Source organism: Streptomyces sp. NPDC028331, from assembly GCF_055565775.1.
The window spans coordinates 73,283-91,881 of record NZ_JBVHTR010000031.1; the positions used below are offsets into that span (position 1 = coordinate 73,283).

Below are 18,599 nucleotides of genomic sequence, written 5' to 3' on the forward strand. Positions count from 1 at the left end.
TCCGGCCTCCCGCATGAAGTGAGCATAGTAACCAAGCGTGACAGCCGGGGAGGAATGCCCGAGCCATCGTGCGGGCGTCACGTCTTCACCGGTTCCGAAACGGATCACGGTCCCTTCGCGGTGCACGTACGCTCTGAATGCGCGCGGTCGACCGCGGCGCGCCGGGCCTGCGCTCGAGAGGTTGGACGAAGGGAGCGTTCCCCTGTGACGCCTGCTCACGAGGAAGAAGTCCTGGCCCGGATCGCCAAGGGGCTGGTCTACACCGAGTCGGAAGCCGCCTTCCAGGCCCCTCGGCGCCGCACCGAGCAGATCTTCGAGTACAACCACACGCCACCGGGCGAAACCGACAAGCGTCGATCGCTGCTCGTCGCGATCTTCGGCTCGGTCGGTGAACGCACGGTGCTGCTGCCGCCTTTCCACGCCGGGTTCGGCAGCAACGTCCACATCGGCGACGACTTCTTCGGGAACGTGAACCTCACGTTCGTCGACGATGTGGACATCCGCATAGGTGACGGTGTCATGATCGCCCCCAGCGTGACACTGACCACGACGGGACACCCAGTGCATCCCTCACGACGGGCTGACTTCGGACGGTTCTCGGAACCGATCGTGATCGAGGACAAGGTGTGGATCGGCAGCAACGCCGTGGTCCTGCCCGGCGTTCGCATCGGATACGGCTCGGTCATCGGCGCCGGCAGCGTCGTCAGTCGCAGCATTCCCCCGATGACCGTCGCGGTCGGAACCCCTTGCCGGGTGGTCCGCCCCATCACGGACGAGGACCTCACCACACGTACCGCCTGACATCAGGGCGTCGATGTGGAGGCCGCCGTCAGTAGCGGTAGTGGTCCGGCTTGTACGGGCCCTCCACCGGCACACCGATGTAGGCGGCCTGCTCCGGGCGGAGCTCGGTGAGCTTGACGCCGAGCGCGTCCAGGTGGAGGCGGGCGACCTTCTCGTCGAGGTGCTTGGGCAGCACGTACACGCCGATGGGGTAGGCGTCGCGCCTGGTGAACAGTTCGATCTGGGCGAGGGTCTGGTCCGCGAAGGAGTTGGACATCACGAACGACGGGTGTCCGGTGGCGTTGCCCAGGTTCAGCAGGCGGCCCTCGGAGAGCACGATGATCTTCTTGCCGTCGGGGAAGGTCCAGGTGTGGACCTGCGGCTTGATCTCGTCCTTGACGATGCCGGGGACCTTGGCGAGGCCGGCCATGTCGATCTCGTTGTCGAAGTGGCCGATGTTGCCGACGATCGCCTGGTGCTTCATCCTCGCCATGTCCGAAGCGAGGATGATGTCCTTGTTGCCGGTCGTGGTGACGAAGATGTCGGCGGTCTCGACGACCTCGTCCAGCGTGGTGACCTGGTAGCCGTCCATGGCGGCCTGCAGCGCGCAGATCGGGTCGATCTCGGTGACGATCACGCGGGCGCCCTGTCCGCGCAGGGACTCCGCGCAGCCCTTGCCCACGTCGCCGTAGCCGCAGACGACCGCGGTCTTGCCGCCGATCAGGGTGTCGGTGGCGCGGTTGATGCCGTCGATCAGGGAGTGGCGGCAGCCGTACTTGTTGTCGAACTTCGACTTGGTGACGGCGTCGTTGACGTTGATCGCCGGGAACAGGAGGGTGCCCTCGCGCTGCATCTCGTACAGGCGGTGGACACCGGTCGTGGTCTCCTCGGTCACGCCGCGGATCTCGGTGGCGACGGTGGTCCAGTCGAGGGTGCTCGCTTCCAGCAGGGCGCGCACGACGGCGAGTTCCTCGTTGTCGGCGGGCGGGAGTTCGCCGGTCTTCTGGTAGGCGACGCCCTGGTGGACCAGGAGGGTGGCGTCACCGCCGTCGTCCAGGATCATGTTCGGGCCCGCCCCACCGGGCCAGGTGAGGGCCTGCTCGGTGCACCACCAGTACTCCTCCATGGTCTCGCCCTTCCACGCGAAGACCGGGACACCGGCAGCGGCGATGGCGGCGGCCGCGTGGTCCTGGGTGGAGAAGATGTTGCAGGACGCCCAGCGGACCTGTGCGCCGAGCGCGACGAGAGTCTCGATGAGGACGGCGGTCTGGACGGTCATGTGCAGGGAGCCGGTGATGCGGGCGCCGGCCAGGGGCTGCGCCTCGGCGTACTCCTCGCGGATCGCCATCAGGCCGGGCATCTCGTGCTCGGCGAGGGTGATCTCCTTGCGGCCGAACTCGGCCAGCGAGAGGTCGGCGACCTTGAAATCCGTGAAGTCAGCGGTCGGCTGAGAGGACATACTCGGCACTCCTTGGAATCACGATGTTCTGGATGTTCAGAATGTTCTGGTGGATCTCGAGCGTCGCCAGGGACCTGTTGAGCGTGATGTAGTGCAGCCCGGGAGCGCCTTCGGCGAGCAGTCGGTCGGCCATGGCGGTGGCGTGGTCGACACCGATGCGGTGCCCGGCGGCCGGATCGTCACGGGCCGCCTCCAGGCGGTGGGCCAGCTCTTCCGGGAAGGTCGCGCCGCTGAGTTCGGCGAAGCGGCTGATCTGGCGGACGTCGGTGGCGGGCATGATCTCGGGGATGATCGGGGTGTCGCAGCCCGCCGCGGCGACCCGGTCCCGCAGCCGCAGGTAGTCCTCGACGCGGAAGAACATCTGGGTGATGGCGTAGTCCGCGCCTGCGCGGCACTTGGCGACGAAGTGCTCGATGTCGCTGTCCCAGTCGGGCGAGCGCGGGTGGCGTTCGGGGAAGGCCGCCACGCCGATGCCGAAGTCGCCCAGCTCCCTGATGAGGGAGACCAGTTCATGGGCGTGGGTGAAGCCCTCCGGATGAGCGGTCCAGGGGGCGTTCGGGTCGCCGGGCGGATCGCCGCGCAGGGCGAGCACGTCGTGGACGCCCGCATCCGCGTACTGACCGATGATGTGCCTCAGTTCGGCCACCGAGTGACCGACGGCGGTGAGGTGGGCGACGGGCCGCAACGTGGTCTCCGTCGCGATGCGCTTGGTCACCTCGACCGTACGGTCACGTGAGGAGCCGCCCGCGCCGTAGGTGACGGACACGAAGGTGGGCGACATGGCCTCGATCCGGCGGATCGCGTTCCACAGGGTGCGGGCGCCCGCCTCGGTCTTCGGGGGGAAGAACTCGAACGAGAAGGACCGGGTGCCGGTCGCGAGGATGTCGCGCAACGTGGTCATGTGCGGCCTCCCGCGTTGAAATAGCCCGCCTCGGGGTGGTGGACGACCAGGGCGTCGGTGGACTGCTCGGGGTGGAGCTGGAACTCCTCGGAGAGGTGGACGCCGATCCGCTCCGGCTGAAGGAGCTCGGCGATCTTGGCGCGGTCCGCCAGGTCGGGGCAGGCCGGGTAGCCCAGCGAGTAGCGGCAGCCCTGGTACTCGGTGCGGAACATGCCGTCCATGGACTGCGGGTCGGCGGCGGAGATGCCGAGCTGCTCACGCACGCGGGCGTGCCAGTACTCGGCCAGCGCCTCCGCCAACTGGACGGACAGGCCGTGCAGTTCGAGGTAGTCGCGGTAGGAGTTCGACTCGAACAGCCGCGCGGTCTCCTCGCCGATCCTCGAGCCGACGGTGACGACCTGGAGGCCGACGACGTCCGTCTCGCCCGACTCCTCCGGGCGGAAGAAGTCGGCCAGGCACAGGCGCCGGCCTCGCGACTGGCGGGGGAAGGTGAAGCGGGTGCGTTCGGAGCCGTTCTCGTCCAGGATGATCAGGTCGTCGCCCTTGGACACGCACGGGAAGTAGCCGTGCACGACGGAGGCTTCCAGGAGATGGGCGGCCTGCAGGTGGTTCAGCCAGCCGCGCAGGCGGGGCCGGCCCTCGGTCTCGACCAGTTCCTCGTATGTCGGTCCCTCGCCGGTGCGGGCCTGCTTCAGCCCCCACTGGCCCTTGAACAGGGCGTCTTCGTCGAGCCAGCCCGCGTACTCCTTGAGCTGGATGCCCTTGACGACACGGGTGCCCCAGAACGGCGGCTTCGGCAGCGGGTTGTCGATGGCCACGTCCGAACGGACCGCTCCGGCCGGCTCCTCGGTCCCCAGCGGCGCCGCGGCCCTCCTGGCGACGCGGCGTTGTCTGAGTTCCGGCAGCTTGGCCCCGGGCACACCTCTCTTGACCGCGATCAGGGCGTCCATCAGGCGCAGGCCTTCGAACGCGTCGCGGGCGTAGCGGACCTCGCCCTCGTAGATCTCGTGCAGGTCCTGCTCGACATACGCGCGCGTCAGGGCGGCGCCGCCGAGGATCACCGGGTATTTCGCGGCCAGACCGCGCTGGTTGAGCTCCTCCAGGTTCTCCTTCATGATCACCGTGGACTTCACCAGCAGCCCGGACATGCCGATCACATCCGCACGATGCTCCTCGGCAGCCTCCAGGATCGCCGACACCGGCTGCTTGATACCGAGATTGACCACGTTGTAGCCGTTGTTCGACAGGATGATGTCCACCAGGTTCTTACCGATGTCGTGCACATCCCCACGCACGGTGGCCAGCACGATCGTGCCCTTGCCCTCGGCATCCGACTTCTCCATGTGCGGCTCCAGATAGGCGACCGCGGACTTCATCACCTCCGCGGACTGCAGCACGAACGGCAACTGCATCTGACCGGAGCCGAACAGTTCGCCGACGACCTTCATGCCGTCCAGCAGGGTCTCGTTGACGATGTCGAGGGCCGGGCGCTCCTGAAGAGCCTCGTCCAGGTCGGCTTCGAGGCCGTTGCGCTCACCGTCGATGATCCGCCGCTTCAGCCGCTCCTCCAGCGGCAGCGCGGCCAGCTCCTCGGCCTTGCCCGCCTTCAGGGACTTGGCGGTGGCGCCCTCGAACAGCGCCATCAGCTTCTGCAGCGGGTCGTAGCCCTCACCACGCCGGTCATAGATCAGATCCAGGGCCGTGGCCACCTGCTCCTCGTCGAAACGAGCGATCGGCAGGATCTTCGAGGCGTGCACGATCGCCGAGTCCAGCCCCGCCTTCACACACTCGTCCAGGAACACCGAGTTCAGCAGGATACGGGCGGCCGGATTGAGACCGAAGGAGATGTTCGACAGGCCCAGCGTGGTCTGCACCGCCGGGTGACGCCTCTTCAGCTCCCGGATCGCCTCGATCGTCGCGATCCCGTCCTTGCGGGACTCCTCCTGCCCGGTGCAGATCGTGAACGTCAGACAGTCGATGAGGATGTCCTCCTCACGAATACCCCAGTTCCCGGTCAGATCGGCGATCAGCCGCTCGGCGATCTCCACCTTCTTCTCAGCCGTGCGGGCCTGGCCCTCCTCATCGATCGTCAACGCGATCAACGCAGCCCCGTGCTCCCGCGCAAGCTCCGTCACCCGCACGAAACGCGACTGGGGCCCGTCACCGTCCTCGTAGTTCACCGAGTTGATCACCGCCCGGCCGCCCAGCTTCTCCAGCCCGGCCCGCAACACCTCCACCTCGGTGGAGTCCAGCACGATCGGCAGCGTGGAAGCGGTCGCGAACCGGCCGGCCAGCTCCTCCATGTCCGCCACACCGTCCCGGCCCACATAGTCCACACACAGGTCGAGCATGTGCGCGCCCTCACGGATCTGCTCCCGGGCCATCTCCACACAGTCGTCCCAGCGGCCCTCCAGCATGGCCTGACGGAACTTCTTCGACCCGTTCGCGTTCGTCCGCTCACCGATCGCCAGGTACGAGGTGTCCTGCCGAAACGGCACCGCTTGGTACAACGACGCCGCACCCGGCTCCGGACGCGGATCCCGCACCGGCGGAGTCATCCCCCGCACCCGCTCCACGACCTGCCGCAGATGCTCCGGCGTCGTACCACAACAGCCACCCACCAGCGACACCCCGTACTCCCGTACGAACGCCTCCTGGGCGTCCGCCAGTTCGGCAGGGGTCAGCGGGTAGTGGGCGCCGTCCTTGCCCAGGACCGGCAGGCCCGCGTTCGGCATGCACGACAGCCGCACGCGGGCGTGCCGGGCGAGGTGGCGCAGGTGCTCGCTCATCTCCGCCGGGCCTGTGGCGCAGTTCAGGCCGATCACGTCGATGCCCAGCGGCTCCAGCGCCGTCAGGGCCGCGCCGATCTCCGAGCCGAGCAGCATCGTGCCCGTCGTCTCCACCGTCACGGAGCAGATCAGCGGCAGGTCCGCGCCCGCCGCCCGCAGGGCCCGGCGCGCGCCCAGCAGCGCCGACTTGGTCTGCAGCAGGTCCTGGGAGGTCTCCACCAGCAGCGCGTCCGCGCCGCCCGCGATCAGGCCCTCCGCGTTGCGCTGATAGGCGTCGCGCAGCACCGTGTAGGGGGCGTGGCCCAGGGTCGGGAGCTTGGTGCCCGGGCCCATGGAGCCCAGCACCCAGCGCTGCCGGCCGGTCCGCCGCGTGTAGGAGTCGGCGACCTCGCGGGCGATCCGCGCGCCCGCCTCGGACAACTCGAAGATCTGCTCGGAGATGTCGTACTCCCCCAGTGCCGCATGGTTCGCACCGAAGGTGTTGGTCTCGACGCAGTCGACACCCGCCTCGAAGTACGCCTCGTGGACCGAGCGCACGATGTCCGGGCGCGTGACGTTCAGGATCTCGTTGCAGCCCTCCAGTTGCCGGAAGTCGTCGAGGCTGGGGTCCTGCGCCTGGAGCATGGTGCCCATCGCGCCGTCGGCCACCACGACACGGGTGGCGAGTGCTTCGCGGAGGTCTGCGCTGCGGGAGTCTGTCATGGGGTGCCGTCCAGGGCCGGGAGGAGTTCTCGGGCCGCGGCCTCGCCATAGGCGCGCGCGGCGGTCGTCAGGATGTGCGAACGGTCGATGCGGTAGGCCTGGGAGCCGACCGTCGACAGGGCCGTCGACGCCACCACGCAGCCCAGGCGGGCCGCGGCGGCAGTCGGCAGTCGGTGGCTGAGGGCGGCGAGGAAGCCCGCCCGGAAGGCGTCGCCCACGCCGGTCGGGTCGGTGATCGGCACCTCGGGTACGGCCGCGACGTCCACCGGGGGCAGGCCCGCGCGGTCGACGCGCACGCCCTCGCCGCCCAGGGTGGTGATCCAGGCCCCGACGCGTTCGAGGACGTCGTCGCGGTCCCAGCCGGTGCGTTCGAGGAGCAGGGCCGCTTCGTACTCGTTGGTGAACAGCCAGCGGGCACCGCTCACCAGGTCCCGCACCTGCGGGCCGTCGAGGCGGGCGAGTTGCTGGGAGGGGTCGGCGGCGAAGGGCAGGCCGAGGTCCCGGCACTCGCGGGTGTGGCGCAGCATCGCCGCCGGGTCGTTCGGGCCGACCAGGACCAGGTCGGGGCGCGCCCGCCCGCCCAGCACCCGCCCCAGGTCGATGTCGCGGGCCTCCTGCATGGCGCCCGCGTAGAACGAGGCGATCTGGTTGGCGTCCTCGTCGGTGATGCACATGAAGCGTGCGGTTGCCCGCTCGGCGGAGACCTGGACGGCGCTCGTGTCGACACCGTGCTCCTTGAGCCACACCTCGTACTCCGCGAAGTCGCTGCCCACCGCCCCGACCAGAAGGGGGGCGAGGCCCAGGCTGCCGAGGCCGAAGGCGATGTTGGCCGCGACTCCCCCTCGGCGGACCTCGAGGGCGTCCACCAGGAAGGAGAGGGAGACGCGGGCGAGCTGGTCGGGGAGGAGCTGGTCCGCGAACCGGCCGGGGAAGACCATCAGATGGTCGGTGGCGATGGATCCTGTCACCGCGATACGCACATCAACTCCTGCACTCCTGTCGGGTGGCCGGCGCGGTCGGGTCGCCGGCCGGCTGCGTGGGGCCGTTCCAGAGGTCGGGTTCCTGCGGCTTGCCGGGTCAGATTCCCGCGGCGGTCCTGAGCGCCTCGGCCCGGTCGGTGCGCTCCCAGGTGAAGTCGGGCAGCTCACGGCCGAAGTGGCCGTAGGCGGCCGTCTGGGAGTAGATCGGCCGCAGCAGGTCCAGGTCGCGGATGATCGCAGCCGGACGCAGGTCGAAGACCTCGGCGATGGCCCGCTCGATGCGCTCCTGGGCGACGGTGCCGGTGCCGAAGGTCTCCACGAACAGGCCCACCGGCTCGGCCTTGCCGATCGCGTACGCGACCTGCACCTCGCAGCGGGCGGCGAAGCCCGCGGCGACCACGTTCTTGGCGACCCACCGCATCGCGTAGGCGGCCGAGCGGTCGACCTTGGACGGGTCCTTGCCGGAGAAGGCGCCGCCGCCGTGCCGGGCGTATCCCCCGTACGTGTCGATGATGATCTTCCGGCCGGTGAGTCCGGCGTCGCCCATCGGGCCGCCGATCTCGAAGCGGCCGGTGGGGTTGACCAGCAGCCGGTATCCCTCGGTCTCCAGCTTGATGTCGTCCTCTGCGAGCCGGTCCAGGACGTGTTCGACGACGTGCGTACGGATGTCGGGGGCCAGCAGCCCGTCCAGGTCGATGCCCGGGGCGTGCTGGGAGGAGACGACGACGGTGTCCAGGCGGACCGGCCGGCTGCCCAGGTACTCGATGGTGACCTGCGTCTTGCCGTCGGGGCGCAGGTAGGGGACCGTGCCGTCCTTGCGGACCTCGGCCAGGCGACGGGACAGGCGGTGCGCCAGCTCGATCGGCAACGGCATCAGGGTGGGCGTCTCGTCGGTGGCGTAGCCGAACATCAGGCCCTGGTCACCGGCGCCCTGGCGGTCCAGCTCGTCCACCTCCGCACCCGCGGCGGCACCCCCGACCCGGGCCTCGTAGGCCGCGTCCACGCCCTGCGCGATGTCCGGGGACTGGGTGCCGATGGACACCGACACACCGCACGAGGCGCCGTCGAAGCCCTTGGCCGAGGAGTCGTAGCCGATCTGCAGGATCTTCTCGCGGACGAGCGTGGCGATGTCGGCGTACCCGGCCGTCGTCACCTCACCGGCGATGTGCACCTGACCGGTGGTGATCAGGGTTTCCACGGCGACGCGCGAGGACGGGTCCTGGCGCAGCAGTTCGTCGAGGACGGCGTCGCTGATCTGGTCGGCGATCTTGTCGGGGTGGCCCTCGGTCACGGACTCCGAGGTGAACAGGCGGCGGGACATGTCTCTCCTGGGAAGTGAGTGGTGACAACGGTCGGTGTGCGGGGCGGTCCACGGGCCGGGTGGGTGCCGGGGCGTCCCGCGGGCGGCTCAGTCGGTGCCGCGGTAGATCCACGGGTCGGGCGCTTCGCGCTCCTCCCCCGCCAGCAGCGCGGGCCATACGGCGGCGGGCGCGGGCCGTACGACGGCGGGCGCGGGTTCGTCCGGGGCGTCGTGGTCGGTGGCCAGGCCCGGCTCAAGGGTGTCGATGCTCATCTCTGCCTGTCTTTCGGTGGCGTGTGTCTCCGATCGGATCAGCGGTGCCTTCGGGCGGCCGGGAACGGCGGGTGGGTCAGCGGTGCCGTCCGGCCGTCGGGAACGGCTGGTGGGTCGGCGGCTGGTGGGTCGGCGGCTGGTCGCGGCGGCTCACAGGGCGGCGGCCGGCCGGCTCACGGGGCGTGGGCTCCGCCGGGCGGGTGCCGCGTCCTCGGCGAGGAGGCAGTCCTCCAGAAAGCCGAGGGCCTTGAGGTGGTAGGCGCGGGCTGCCCAGCCGAGGCTGAGGTTGTGCCCGGCGTCCGGCTGGTGGTCGACCACGACCTTCGGTGCGGCCAGCGGTCGCCGCAGGGCGGCCACGGCCGCATCGTCGAACAGCCACCACTGCTCCTGCTCGGCGAAGGTGAAACGGACCGGTATGCGCACCTTACGGGCGATGCGCGGGTACATCCGGGGCCACAACGGCCCCTCGCGCGCCTCCAGTTCGGGTACCGGTGACACCAGGTGCCGCCCCTGCCGGAAGGCGTCCGGCGGGTAGAGGCGCAGTGAGCCCCAGTGTCGGCGCCAGTCACCGTGCCCGTTCTGTCCGGGCAGTTGGTGCGTGCGCACGGCGAGTCGGCTGCCGAGGCCGGAGATGTCCAGGCCGAGCAGGGTACGGCCGCGCTCCTCGGCTGCCGCGGCCAGGGCGAGTTTGCCGCCGTTGGAGTGGGCCACGAGGAACAGCCCGGCGCCGGTGTCATGGGTGGCCGCGAAGGAGGCGAGCGCGTCGTGCAGTGTCGCCGCCTGTTCCGCCAGGGTCTGCCCGCGTGGCAGCCAGGGGGCCGAACTGCCGTATCCGGGGCGGTCGACGGCCAGGACGGTGTATCCGAGGTCGGCGCCGAGAGTGAGCAGGGAGAGGCCGGGGCGGACCCGGCTGTCGAAGTATCCCGCCCGCATGCCGCCGCCGTGGACGGCGACCACGACGGCCCTCGGGGGCCCCGGCCATGCTTCGGCGATCAGGCCGGACAGCGGAATCCCGCCGGCGTCGAGGGTGATCTCACGGGTCGGGGAGGCAGCGGTGTTCAACGGCTGTGACATGTGATCATCGATGCTTCGCTCCGGATGCCCACGTCAGCGGCGCATGTCGTCGCGCCAACTGCGTGGCGTGCCGGGTCCGGAGCGGCGTTCGAGCCGGCGCCAGCCCGCTGTGCGGCGGCCTGCCTGCTGCACGTCGTCGTCCGATTCCGCGCAGGCGGCCGCGCGGGCGAGCAGCACCGAGGTGAGCGCCGCCAGTTCGCACGCGTCGGGGTTGCCCTTCTCGATGCGCAGCAAGGTCTCGGGACCGGCCGGGGCGGCAGGGGTGGCCGGCGCGTCCGTGGAAAGTGGCATGACGTCGTCTCCATGGGTGGGGTGGGACGGAAAACACGAACGCCGCGCGAACTCGCCGGTCCAAGGCGGGGGATTCCAGAAGGACCGTCGAATTCGCGCGGCGGGCTGGGTGTCGCGGCAGGTCAGGCGGCGGTGGGACCGAACTGGCCGACGAAGCGGCCGGTGAACAGATCCGCACCCTTGAACTCGGAGACCATCGAGGCCGGGGCGACGAACGGGCCGTCGGGCGAAGGAAGCTGTCCGACACCGCCCTTCGGGCCGAGCGGGAGCAGGATCATCGGGAAGCCCAGCGGCTGGTAGGTGGCCGTCGGCTGCTCGCCCTTGAGCTGGGCGGCGATGTTCTTGGCGACGACCTCGGCGTGCTGCATCGCGAAGCCGGCCATCTTGGCCTCGGCGACATCGGTGAGGTCACCGATCGCGTAGACGTGGTCGTGGCCCTTGACGTTGAGGGTCTCGGTCACGGGGACCTGGCCCTGCGGGGTGAGGGTGGTGAGCTTGCCGTCGGCGAGGTAGCCGCTGTTGATGGTGGTGCCGTAGGCGCGGTACCAGACGTCGGCGGTGATCTCGTCGCCGTCGGTGGTGGTGACGGTGAAGGTGCCGGCACGGCCGGACTCGACGCCCGGCTGCGCCGCCAGGCCGGTGCCGAGGCGCACCTCGACGCCCAGCGCGTCGAGCTGGCCGCGCAGGTCCTCGACCACCTCGGGCTTGAAGCCGGGGAGCAGCTCCTCGGCCGGGTCGACGATGGTCACGCGCTTGTCCGGCCAGATCTCCTTGATCTCTCCGGCGAGCTCGAGGCCGACCGGGCCGGCGCCCAGGATGAGGACCCTGTCGGCCTGCAGCAGTTCCTTGTGCGACCGGCGGAAGTCCTCCAGCGCCTCGGCGACGGTGTCCGCGGCGGGGTTGGCCGGGTAGGCGTAGCTGGAGCCGGTGGCCAGGACCACGTAGTCCGCCGCGACGTGCTCGCCCGAGGACAGCGTGACACCGGTGGGGTCGACCGAGACGGCGCGGTCGCGGATCACCTTGCCCTGCGTGAGCAGCGTCTTGAAGGGGTAGAACATGTTGCCCGCCCACTCGGGCTGGGCCAGCGCGCGCAGGGACCCGGCCACGTTGACGAACGCGTCACGGGGGTCGATGAGGACGACGTCGGCCTCGGACTCCAGCGCCTTGGCGACCGCGGCGCCCCCGTAGCCTCCGCCGACAACGGCGACTGTACGACTCATGATTCACGCTCCAGAGACCAAGAAAATCACTTCGGTTTCGAGTTCAGAACCTAACTGATTCGCAGTACGAACCACAACCAATAAGACCCACAAGAACTACAGATGTTGGTTAAGCGACTACAGGAATACGTCAACCGACTTCCAGAAGTTCTTGCTGCGAACTTTCCCCGTTTCCGTGGTACGCTGCCCGCGTGGCTGAGCGTGAAGACGGCGACATGGGACTGGTGGCCGCACTGGTGCGGTCCTCGTTCCTGGTGAATGCCGTGTATGCCCAGGCGGGCCGGGAGCACGGCCTCACGCCGCAGCAGGGTCAACTGCTGTGCGTGTTGATGGCCCAGCCGTACGGCATGGGCGAGTTGTGCGCGATGCTGGGCCTGGCCAAGTCGAGCCTCACCGGTCTGGTGGACCGCACGGAGAACAACGGGCTGGTTCGACGGGAGGCGGACCCGCGGGACAGCCGTGCGGTGCGGGTGGCGCTCACCGCGCGGGGCGCGCGGCTCGCCGACCACTTCTACACCGAGGCCTGCCGCCGGATCGAGGAACTGCCGGCCGCCCTCGACGAGGCGGAACGCGACACGCTCGCCGGGCTGCTCGGCCGTGTCGTGCTGGACAACAAGGTTCCCGTGGTCTTCCTGGAACCGGACTCCGGGAACGCCGCCCGCGGTTGAGCCCCTGTGCTCCGAGTTCCCCGATGAGGACCGGGCCTTCTCCGGCACGGACGAGGCGTCAGGAGGCGACCAGCCGCTGCGTGTAGGCCAGTGCCGCCGCCTCGAACTGGAGGGCGGCGTGCGAGCCCGCCGCGTGGACGTCCCGCCAGATGCGCTGCATCCCGTGTGACGTCGCCTGCCCCCGGGTCCCGGTCACGTGGAAGAGCCGGTCCACCGCCCCGACGAGGAGCTCCACCGCGAGTGTGCTGTCGCGATGGCTGCGTGCGGCCACCCCGTCCTCCCCGAGCCGGCCCTGATCGGCGGTCTCGGCGACCCGTGACAGCAGCAGGCCCGCCGCGTCGATCTCGCCCGCCGCGCGGGCGAACGCGATCCGGCTCGACTCCCGTGCCACCGCGCGTGCCCCGCTCGGCTGGTGGGCGAGGTGCCGCTCGACCAGGCGCAGGGCGCCGCGGGCCGCGCCGAGGATCGGTGCCGCGAAGGTGAGCCCGTTCACCGCGAACAGCGGGGCGGAATGCACCGTGGAGCGGGAACCGGGCAGGTTTCCCCGCCGCATGTCGTCCCAGAGGAACGACCGGTGCTCCGGCACGAACGCCCGGTCCACGACGAGGGTGTGGCTGCCCGTGGCACGCATGCCGAGGGTCGACCAGGTCTCCTGGTGGGTGAACGAGTCCTTGGGAACGGCGAACACCCGGATGGAGCGGTCGCCCTCGCGCGGGGGCGCCGAGCTGAGCAGCGCCCAGTCGGCGAACTCGACGCCGCTGACGTAGAGCCACGTCCCGGACAGCGTCCAGCCGCCGTCCACCGGTTCCGCCTCGACCCCGGCCGCGACCATCGAGCTGACCAGGCGCGTGTCCGGCCCCTTGGCCCAGACGTCCTGCCGTCCCTCCTCCGGCAGGTAGGCGCTGAAGCGCCCGTTGTACGCCCACAGCGAGGCGATCCAGGCGGCGGACGTGCATCCTTCGCCGATCGCGGCGACGGCCCTGGTCACCTCGTCGAACGTGGCCCCGGTGCCGCCCTGGCCCACCGGCGCGAAGCCGCCGGGGAAACCGGCCGCGGCCAGCGTCCGGACGGTATCGGCGGCGAGCTTCCCGGTCGCGTCCGCGTCCGTGGCGTGCCGGCCGGCCGTCTCTGCCGCGGTCCGGAGCGTGGTCGCGTCCGGCCAGGTCCCGTGGTCGTTCACGACCGCTCCCGGATGTACTCGATCTCGCTGAAGTACAGCTCGACCTCGACGGACAGGTCGTCGAGCGGCGAAGGAGCCTTCGGCCTGCTCATGAAGGCGTGGAAGCGCTCCTCGTCCTCCCACTGGGCGTACTTGATCACGTGCTCGCCGGACAGGCCCCGGTGCACGGCGTGGGACACGTAGCCCGGTGTCCCGGCCAGTTCCGGGGGATCGTAGGTCATCTCCTTGAGCACCTCGGCCTGGTCCTCCGGAGCCGACTTGACGACGATCACCACGGTGTACCAGGGCTTGTCGAGCGAGATGCGGGGCGCCGGGTCCCAGGTGTGGACCACCTCGCAGGCGATGCTGTCCAGCCGGGAGACGGTGAGGGCGCTGCCGAGCCGGCCACGGGTGCCCTGCTCGCTCATGAAGGCGTCGTACGCCGCCCTGCTCTCCCACTGCGCGTAGTTGATCACCGAGGTGCCGTCGAGGCCCCGGTGGAAGTTGCCCGAGACCAGGCCCGGCTGGACGTTCGCGGGCGGCAGGCTGCGCCACTGGTCGAACAGCAGCTTCTGCCCCTCGGGCCCGTCCGTGTGAAAGATGTTGAACAGCGTGAAGTAGCCGTCCTCCACCCTGATGGAACTCATGTGCTCTCCCTAGTCGAGCGCCGTGGGTGTGTGCCGGGAACGCGAGTGACGGGAACCGGGGTGCGTGGACGCCAGGCGGTCCCCGCGGCCGAAGAACTTGTGGCGCAGCGTGCCGTCGGAGTACTTCTTCTTGTAGGCGCCGCGGCGCTGGAGTTCGGGCACGATCAGGTCGGCGAAGTCCTCGTAGGTCGAGGGCGTGACGACGTGGCCGAGGTTCAGGCCGTCCGCGCCGGTCTCCTCGATCCACTGCTGGATCTCGTCCGCGACCTTCGCCGGCGAGCCGACGATCACCGGCGGATGGCCGAGCGCGAGCCGCTCCAGAAGGTCGCGTACCTTCCAGTCGCCCTGGCCGAGGGTTTCCGCGATGGACTGCACGGCGTGGTTCGGCACGACGCGCACCGGGTCGTCCAGGCCGTAGGGGGACAGGTCGAAGCCCAGCCAGCCGGAGAACAGCGCGAGCATGCCCTTGGGGTCGATGTAGCTCCGGTAGACGTCGTACTTGGCCCTGGCCTCGGCATCGGTCTCGCCGGTGATGACGGTACAGCCGCTGAACACCTTGATGTCGTGCGGATCCCGGCCTGCCGCAGCCGCGCGGGCACGCAGGTCGTCGACCTGCTTGCGCAGCATCGACGCCTCCGGCGCCACCGCGAACACGGCCTCGGAGTGCAGCGCGGCGAAGTCCTTGCCCCGGTGGGACGTGCCGGCCTGGAACAGGAGGGGGGTGCGCTGCGGGGACGGCTCGCACAGGTGGATTCCCGGCACCTTGAAGTGGCGTCCGTCATGGCCGATCGGGTGGATCTTCGCGGGGTCCGCGTAGCCGTCGTCCGCCCGGACGGCGTCGTCCTCCCAGGAACCCTCCCACAGCTTGTACACGACCTGGAGGTACTCGTCCGCGATGTCGTACCGCTCGTCGTGCCCGGTCTGGCGGTCTAGCCCGAGGTTGCGGGCGGCGCTGTCCAGGTAGGAGGTGACGATGTTCCAGGCGACCCGGCCGCCGGTGAGATGGTCCAGTGTCGACATCCGGCGGGCGAACGGGTACGGGTGCTCGTACGAGGTCGACGAGGTGACCGCGACACCCAGATGCTCCGTGACGTGCGCGATCGCGGAGACCAGCATCATGGGGTCGTTGACCGGGACCTGGGCGCCGCCGCGCAGCGCCGCGTCGGGCGTGCCCGCGTACACGTCGTACACGCCGAGGACGTCCGCGATGAAAAGACCGTCGAACAGCCCGCGTTCGAGGGTCCTGGCGAGATCGGTCCAGTACGTCAGGTCCTTGTACCTGCGGCCCTGGCTGTCCGGGTGGCGCCAGGTTCCCGGTGACAGATGGGTCGGGGTGTTCATGTCGAAGGCCGTGACGAGGATCTGCTTGTCCATGACGCTTCCCCTCAGGCGGCGTACGGGCGCCGGGTGCGGGCGTCCCTGAGCGCGGCCGCCCACCAATGGAGCTTCTCGAGCATGACCTTCGCGGGGACCGCGGCGTCCGGCGCGCGGAGCGAACCGTCCTCACCGATGTACTGCCACACGCCGTGGAAGCTCACCGTGTCCCGGATCGTGGTCGCGTGCAGCTCGGCGAACACCTGGCGGAGCTGCTCCACGGCCCGCAGGCCGCCGGAGAGCCCGCCGTAGGAGACGAAGCCGATCGGCTTGGCCTGCCACTGGGTGCGGTGCCAGTCGATCAGGTTCTTCATCGGGGCGGTGAAGCTGTGGTTGTACTCCGGAGTGATCACGACGAACGCGTCCGCGGCCCCGAGGCGTCCGCCGACGCCGGCGAGCACCTCGGCCGATGCGCCACTGGAGTCCTGCGTCAGGGACAGCGGCAGTTCCACCTCGGCCAGGTCCATGACGTCGACGTCGTACATCGCACAGGACTCGGCCTCCTCGACGAACCAGCGCGCGACGGCCGGGCCGGTGCGTCCCTCCCGGGAGGAACCGATGATCACGGCCAGCCGCAGTTTTTCCTCGGACATGACTTTCCTTCCTGTGGAGAAGCGACAGACGGGTGCGGGGCGCGTCGCACGCGCCCCGCACCCGCGGTGACGGTCGGCCCGGTCAGGTGTCAGGGGCGGCCACCGCTGCGGATCGCGCGCATCTGTGCCACCCACTTGTCGGCGTCGTCGGCGCGCAGGCGGAAGGAGTCGGCCGATCCCTTGTGCGTGAAGATGTGCATCCGGTTCTCCTCGATGCCGGCGAGGGCGGCCTGCGCCACCTGCTCGGGCTCCAGCACCTCGGAGTTCTCCTTCAGCAGGGCGAGCTGCTCGTTGCTGCTGACGCTGGCGGCCAGCATCGGGGTGTTGACCGCCTGGGGCAGCAGACAGGAGACGCCGATGCCCCGGTCCCCGTACTCGACGGCGAGGTACTCGGCGAACGCCACAGCGCCCTGCTTGGCGACCGCGTAGGGCGCCGCACCGAACGCGGTGAGGACTCCGCAGGCGGCGATCGTCTGCAGCAGATGGCCGCGGCCGGCCTCCAGCATCGCCGGGAGCACCGCACGCGCTGCGTACACGTGCGACATCATGTTGACGATCATCGCGCGCTTCCAGTCCTCGTCCGGCGCGTCGAAGCTGCCCGTCACGGTGAGGCCCGCGTTCGAGACGAAGATGTCGACCTCGCCGAACCGCTCCCGGGCGCGCGCGACGAGTGCCTGCACGGACGCCTCGTCGCCGACGTCGGCCTGCACCGCCAGCGCGCCCGCGCCGATCCCGGCGGCCACCTTCTCGGCGCCCTCGGCGTCGATGTCGGACACGACGACCCCGCGGGCGCCGGCGAGACTGAGCTGTTCCGCGATCGCCTTGCCGATGCCGCTCGCGGCTCCGGTGACCACCGCGACACTGCCTTGTATCTTCATGTCACAGGCTCCCGAACGGGTTGGTGATGATGTAGCGCCACTCGCCCCTGGCGTTCTTCTTCAGGACGTCGAGCCCGCGCCCGGTGCCGGTCATCTCGGGAGCTCCCGGCACCTCGATGCTCCAGTCGACGACGAGCGCGGCGGTGTCGCCGACGATGTAGCTCTCGCTGACCTTGGCCGACAGCTTCGGCTCCCGCTTGAGGAACTCGGCGACGGCCTCCCGGTGTTCGGCGCCGCTGACCGCCTTGCCGGGCTCCCAGACCGCCGCGGCATCCGGCGCGTACACCGCCATGATCGCGTCGACGTCACGCGCGGCGTAGGCGTCCAGGTACCGCTGGTTCATCTCCGCCGGGTCGGCGGGCTCGGTGGGCTCGGCGGGCTCGGGAGAGGGGCCGGTGAGGTGCAACTGGCGCACCTCCAGCTCCTTCTGCAGGTACTCCGCCCGGCCGGCCAGGAACTCCTTCATGTACGGCTGGGCGAGGTGGCGGGCCAGGTCCTTGCGGGTCGCCCAGATCTCGTAGAAGACGAAGAGGTGCGGGTCGTTCGCGTCCTGGTTGATCCAGCTACCCAGGCAGCCCTCCTCGGTCCGCGACCGTTCGGCGAAGTCGACGAGGAGCGCACCCAGCTCCGCCGCCTTCTCCGGCTTGGCGTGGGCGAAACCCACCGCCGACTGCATCTCGTTCTGCATGCGGGGCTCCTCAGCCGAGTAGGGTGCCGCCGGTGGCGTCGATGAACGCGCCCGTGATCCACCGGGCCTCGTCGGAAGCGACGAACGCGACGATGTCGGCGACCTCGGAGACCTCGCCGACCCGGTTGAACACCGACAGGGCGGCCATCTGCTGGACCGCCTCGGGGTCGTCGAACACGGGGTCGCCGTTGTTCGTGATGCCGGGGGCCACGGTGTTGATGGTGATGTTCCGGGGCGCGAGGACCGGGGCCATGTGCAGCGTGATCTGCTCCAGGGCGGCCTTGCTCATCGCGTAGGCGATCTGGATCGGGAAGGCGGAGTGCGTGACCCCGGACGAGACGTTGACGATGTGGCCGCCGTCGGGGATCAGCTCCAGCGCCTTCTGGATGAGCAGGAACGGCGCCTTGGCGTTGATGTTGTAGCAGTTGTCGAGGATCTCCTCGGTGACCGAGCTCGGACCTGCACCCGCGAATCCGGTGGCGGCGGCGTTGTTCACCAGGATGTCCAGCGTCGCGGCGCCGGTGTGCTCGACCAGGCCGGCCTCCACACCGGCCAGCAACTGCTCCACCGCGCCGGGCGTACCGAGCTGTGCCTGCACGGTGAAGGCACGGCCGCCCGCCTCCTCGATGAGGGCCACCGTCTCCTTCGCCGCGGTCTCGTTGTTCGAGTAGTTCACGGCGACGACGGCACCGTCCTGTGCCAGGCGCAGCGCGATGCCGCGCCCGATGCCCCGGCTGGCGCCGGTGACGAGCGCCGTCTTGTTCTTCAGCCTGCTCATGGATGACCCTTCGGGATCTGGGAATGCGGAATGCGGATCGGGAAG

The 18,599-nt window shown here is 69.9% G+C and carries 18 protein-coding genes; 2 read left to right on the forward strand and 16 right to left on the reverse strand.

Going from position 1 to position 18,599, the window contains the following annotated elements; genetic code table 11:
- The first annotated feature begins 204 nt into the window (after window positions 1-204).
- A complete protein-coding gene (locus ACZ4SW_RS33190; protein ID WP_468252711.1) occupies window positions 205-801 on the forward strand; it encodes a sugar O-acetyltransferase in 597 nt (198 codons plus the stop codon).
- A 28-nt stretch (window positions 802-829) separates the two neighbouring features.
- Here the strand turns inward: ACZ4SW_RS33190 and ahcY are convergent, their stop codons facing one another.
- The 9 genes from ahcY to ACZ4SW_RS33235 form a co-directional block, all read right to left on the reverse strand.
- Window positions 830-2,239, reverse strand: a complete 1,410-nt coding sequence (ahcY, locus tag ACZ4SW_RS33195; protein WP_468252713.1) for an adenosylhomocysteinase — start codon at window positions 2,237-2,239, stop codon at window positions 830-832.
- Window positions 2,217-3,140 carry a methylenetetrahydrofolate reductase [NAD(P)H] gene (gene metF, locus ACZ4SW_RS33200; protein ID WP_468252714.1) on the reverse strand — a complete coding sequence of 308 codons (924 nt, stop codon included), beginning with the start codon at window positions 3,138-3,140 and terminating at the stop codon, window positions 2,217-2,219. Before metF ends, ahcY begins: the two co-directional genes overlap by 23 nt.
- Entirely contained in the window at window positions 3,137-6,631 is a 3,495-nt protein-coding gene (gene metH / locus ACZ4SW_RS33205) for a methionine synthase (RefSeq protein ID WP_468252716.1), read from the reverse strand. Before metH ends, metF begins: the two co-directional genes overlap by 4 nt.
- Window positions 6,628-7,611 (reverse strand): carbohydrate kinase family protein, encoded by a 984-nt coding sequence (locus tag ACZ4SW_RS33210; protein ID WP_468252718.1) that lies wholly within the window; start codon window positions 7,609-7,611, stop codon window positions 6,628-6,630. The genes metH and ACZ4SW_RS33210 overlap by 4 nt, the downstream gene beginning before the upstream one ends.
- A 97-nt stretch (window positions 7,612-7,708) precedes the next feature.
- Entirely contained in the window at window positions 7,709-8,932 is a 1,224-nt protein-coding gene (metK, locus tag ACZ4SW_RS33215) for a methionine adenosyltransferase (protein ID WP_468252720.1), read from the reverse strand.
- A gap of 87 nt (window positions 8,933-9,019) precedes the next feature.
- Window positions 9,020-9,184: a hypothetical protein gene (locus tag ACZ4SW_RS33220; protein WP_468252721.1), complete on the reverse strand. Its 165-nt coding sequence runs from the start codon at window positions 9,182-9,184 to the stop codon at window positions 9,020-9,022.
- Window positions 9,185-9,334: 150 nt separating this feature from the next.
- Window positions 9,335-10,258: an alpha/beta hydrolase gene (locus ACZ4SW_RS33225; RefSeq protein WP_468252723.1), complete on the reverse strand. Its 924-nt coding sequence runs from the start codon at window positions 10,256-10,258 to the stop codon at window positions 9,335-9,337.
- Between the two features lie 33 nt (window positions 10,259-10,291).
- The gene (locus tag ACZ4SW_RS33230; RefSeq protein WP_468252724.1) at window positions 10,292-10,549 is read right to left on the reverse strand and encodes an acyl-CoA carboxylase subunit epsilon; all 258 of its coding nucleotides are present in this window, start codon (window positions 10,547-10,549) and stop codon (window positions 10,292-10,294) included.
- 122 nt (window positions 10,550-10,671) lie between these two features.
- Window positions 10,672-11,769 (reverse strand): NAD(P)/FAD-dependent oxidoreductase, encoded by a 1,098-nt coding sequence (locus ACZ4SW_RS33235; protein ID WP_468252726.1) that lies wholly within the window; start codon window positions 11,767-11,769, stop codon window positions 10,672-10,674.
- A 215-nt stretch (window positions 11,770-11,984) separates the two neighbouring features.
- Between ACZ4SW_RS33235 and ACZ4SW_RS33240 the strand changes: the two genes are divergently transcribed.
- Window positions 11,985-12,437 (forward strand): MarR family winged helix-turn-helix transcriptional regulator, encoded by a 453-nt coding sequence (locus ACZ4SW_RS33240; RefSeq protein WP_468252765.1) that lies wholly within the window; start codon window positions 11,985-11,987, stop codon window positions 12,435-12,437.
- Window positions 12,438-12,495: 58 nt separating this feature from the next.
- On the opposite strand, the gene ACZ4SW_RS33245 is transcribed toward ACZ4SW_RS33240, so the two are convergent.
- The 7 genes from ACZ4SW_RS33245 to ACZ4SW_RS33275 form a co-directional block, all read right to left on the reverse strand.
- The gene (locus ACZ4SW_RS33245) at window positions 12,496-13,617 is read right to left on the reverse strand and encodes an acyl-CoA dehydrogenase family protein (RefSeq protein ID WP_468252727.1); all 1,122 of its coding nucleotides are present in this window, start codon (window positions 13,615-13,617) and stop codon (window positions 12,496-12,498) included.
- A complete protein-coding gene (locus ACZ4SW_RS33250) occupies window positions 13,614-14,243 on the reverse strand; it encodes an antibiotic biosynthesis monooxygenase (protein WP_468252729.1) in 630 nt (209 codons plus the stop codon). Before ACZ4SW_RS33250 ends, ACZ4SW_RS33245 begins: the two co-directional genes overlap by 4 nt.
- 9 nt (window positions 14,244-14,252) lie before the next feature.
- Entirely contained in the window at window positions 14,253-15,617 is a 1,365-nt protein-coding gene (locus tag ACZ4SW_RS33255; RefSeq protein WP_468252730.1) for an LLM class flavin-dependent oxidoreductase, read from the reverse strand.
- 11 nt (window positions 15,618-15,628) lie between these two features.
- The gene (locus ACZ4SW_RS33260; RefSeq protein WP_468252732.1) at window positions 15,629-16,210 is read right to left on the reverse strand and encodes an NADPH-dependent FMN reductase; all 582 of its coding nucleotides are present in this window, start codon (window positions 16,208-16,210) and stop codon (window positions 15,629-15,631) included.
- 89 nt (window positions 16,211-16,299) lie between these two features.
- Window positions 16,300-17,088 (reverse strand): SDR family oxidoreductase, encoded by a 789-nt coding sequence (locus tag ACZ4SW_RS33265; protein WP_468252733.1) that lies wholly within the window; start codon window positions 17,086-17,088, stop codon window positions 16,300-16,302.
- A gap of 1 nt (window position 17,089) precedes the next feature.
- A complete protein-coding gene (locus tag ACZ4SW_RS33270; protein ID WP_468252735.1) occupies window positions 17,090-17,776 on the reverse strand; it encodes an antibiotic biosynthesis monooxygenase in 687 nt (228 codons plus the stop codon).
- Between the two features lie 10 nt (window positions 17,777-17,786).
- Window positions 17,787-18,554 (reverse strand): SDR family NAD(P)-dependent oxidoreductase, encoded by a 768-nt coding sequence (locus tag ACZ4SW_RS33275; RefSeq protein ID WP_468252737.1) that lies wholly within the window; start codon window positions 18,552-18,554, stop codon window positions 17,787-17,789.
- Between the last annotated feature and the right edge of the window lie 45 nt (window positions 18,555-18,599).

Coding starts and splice junctions, on each gene's coding strand:
- ACZ4SW_RS33235 (WP_468252726.1), bottom strand. CDS start 11,769: ATGAGTCGTACAGTCGCCGTTGTCGGCGGAGGCTACGGGGGCGCCGCG.
- metH (WP_468252716.1), bottom strand. CDS start 6,631: ATGACAGACTCCCGCAGCGCAGACCTCCGCGAAGCACTCGCCACCCGT.
- ACZ4SW_RS33275 (WP_468252737.1), bottom strand. CDS start 18,554: ATGAGCAGGCTGAAGAACAAGACGGCGCTCGTCACCGGCGCCAGCCGG.
- ACZ4SW_RS33255 (WP_468252730.1), bottom strand. CDS start 15,617: ATGGACAAGCAGATCCTCGTCACGGCCTTCGACATGAACACCCCGACC.
- metF (WP_468252714.1), bottom strand. CDS start 3,140: ATGACCACGTTGCGCGACATCCTCGCGACCGGCACCCGGTCCTTCTCG.
- ACZ4SW_RS33265 (WP_468252733.1), bottom strand. CDS start 17,088: ATGAAGATACAAGGCAGTGTCGCGGTGGTCACCGGAGCCGCGAGCGGC.
- ACZ4SW_RS33250 (WP_468252729.1), bottom strand. CDS start 14,243: ATGAGTTCCATCAGGGTGGAGGACGGCTACTTCACGCTGTTCAACATC.
- ACZ4SW_RS33225 (WP_468252723.1), bottom strand. CDS start 10,258: ATGTCACAGCCGTTGAACACCGCTGCCTCCCCGACCCGTGAGATCACC.
- ACZ4SW_RS33260 (WP_468252732.1), bottom strand. CDS start 16,210: ATGTCCGAGGAAAAACTGCGGCTGGCCGTGATCATCGGTTCCTCCCGG.
- ACZ4SW_RS33220 (WP_468252721.1), bottom strand. CDS start 9,184: ATGAGCATCGACACCCTTGAGCCGGGCCTGGCCACCGACCACGACGCC.
- ahcY (WP_468252713.1), bottom strand. CDS start 2,239: ATGTCCTCTCAGCCGACCGCTGACTTCACGGATTTCAAGGTCGCCGAC.
- metK (WP_468252720.1), bottom strand. CDS start 8,932: ATGTCCCGCCGCCTGTTCACCTCGGAGTCCGTGACCGAGGGCCACCCC.
- ACZ4SW_RS33270 (WP_468252735.1), bottom strand. CDS start 17,776: ATGCAGAACGAGATGCAGTCGGCGGTGGGTTTCGCCCACGCCAAGCCG.
- ACZ4SW_RS33230 (WP_468252724.1), bottom strand. CDS start 10,549: ATGCCACTTTCCACGGACGCGCCGGCCACCCCTGCCGCCCCGGCCGGT.
- ACZ4SW_RS33240 (WP_468252765.1), top strand. CDS start 11,985: ATGGGACTGGTGGCCGCACTGGTGCGGTCCTCGTTCCTGGTGAATGCC.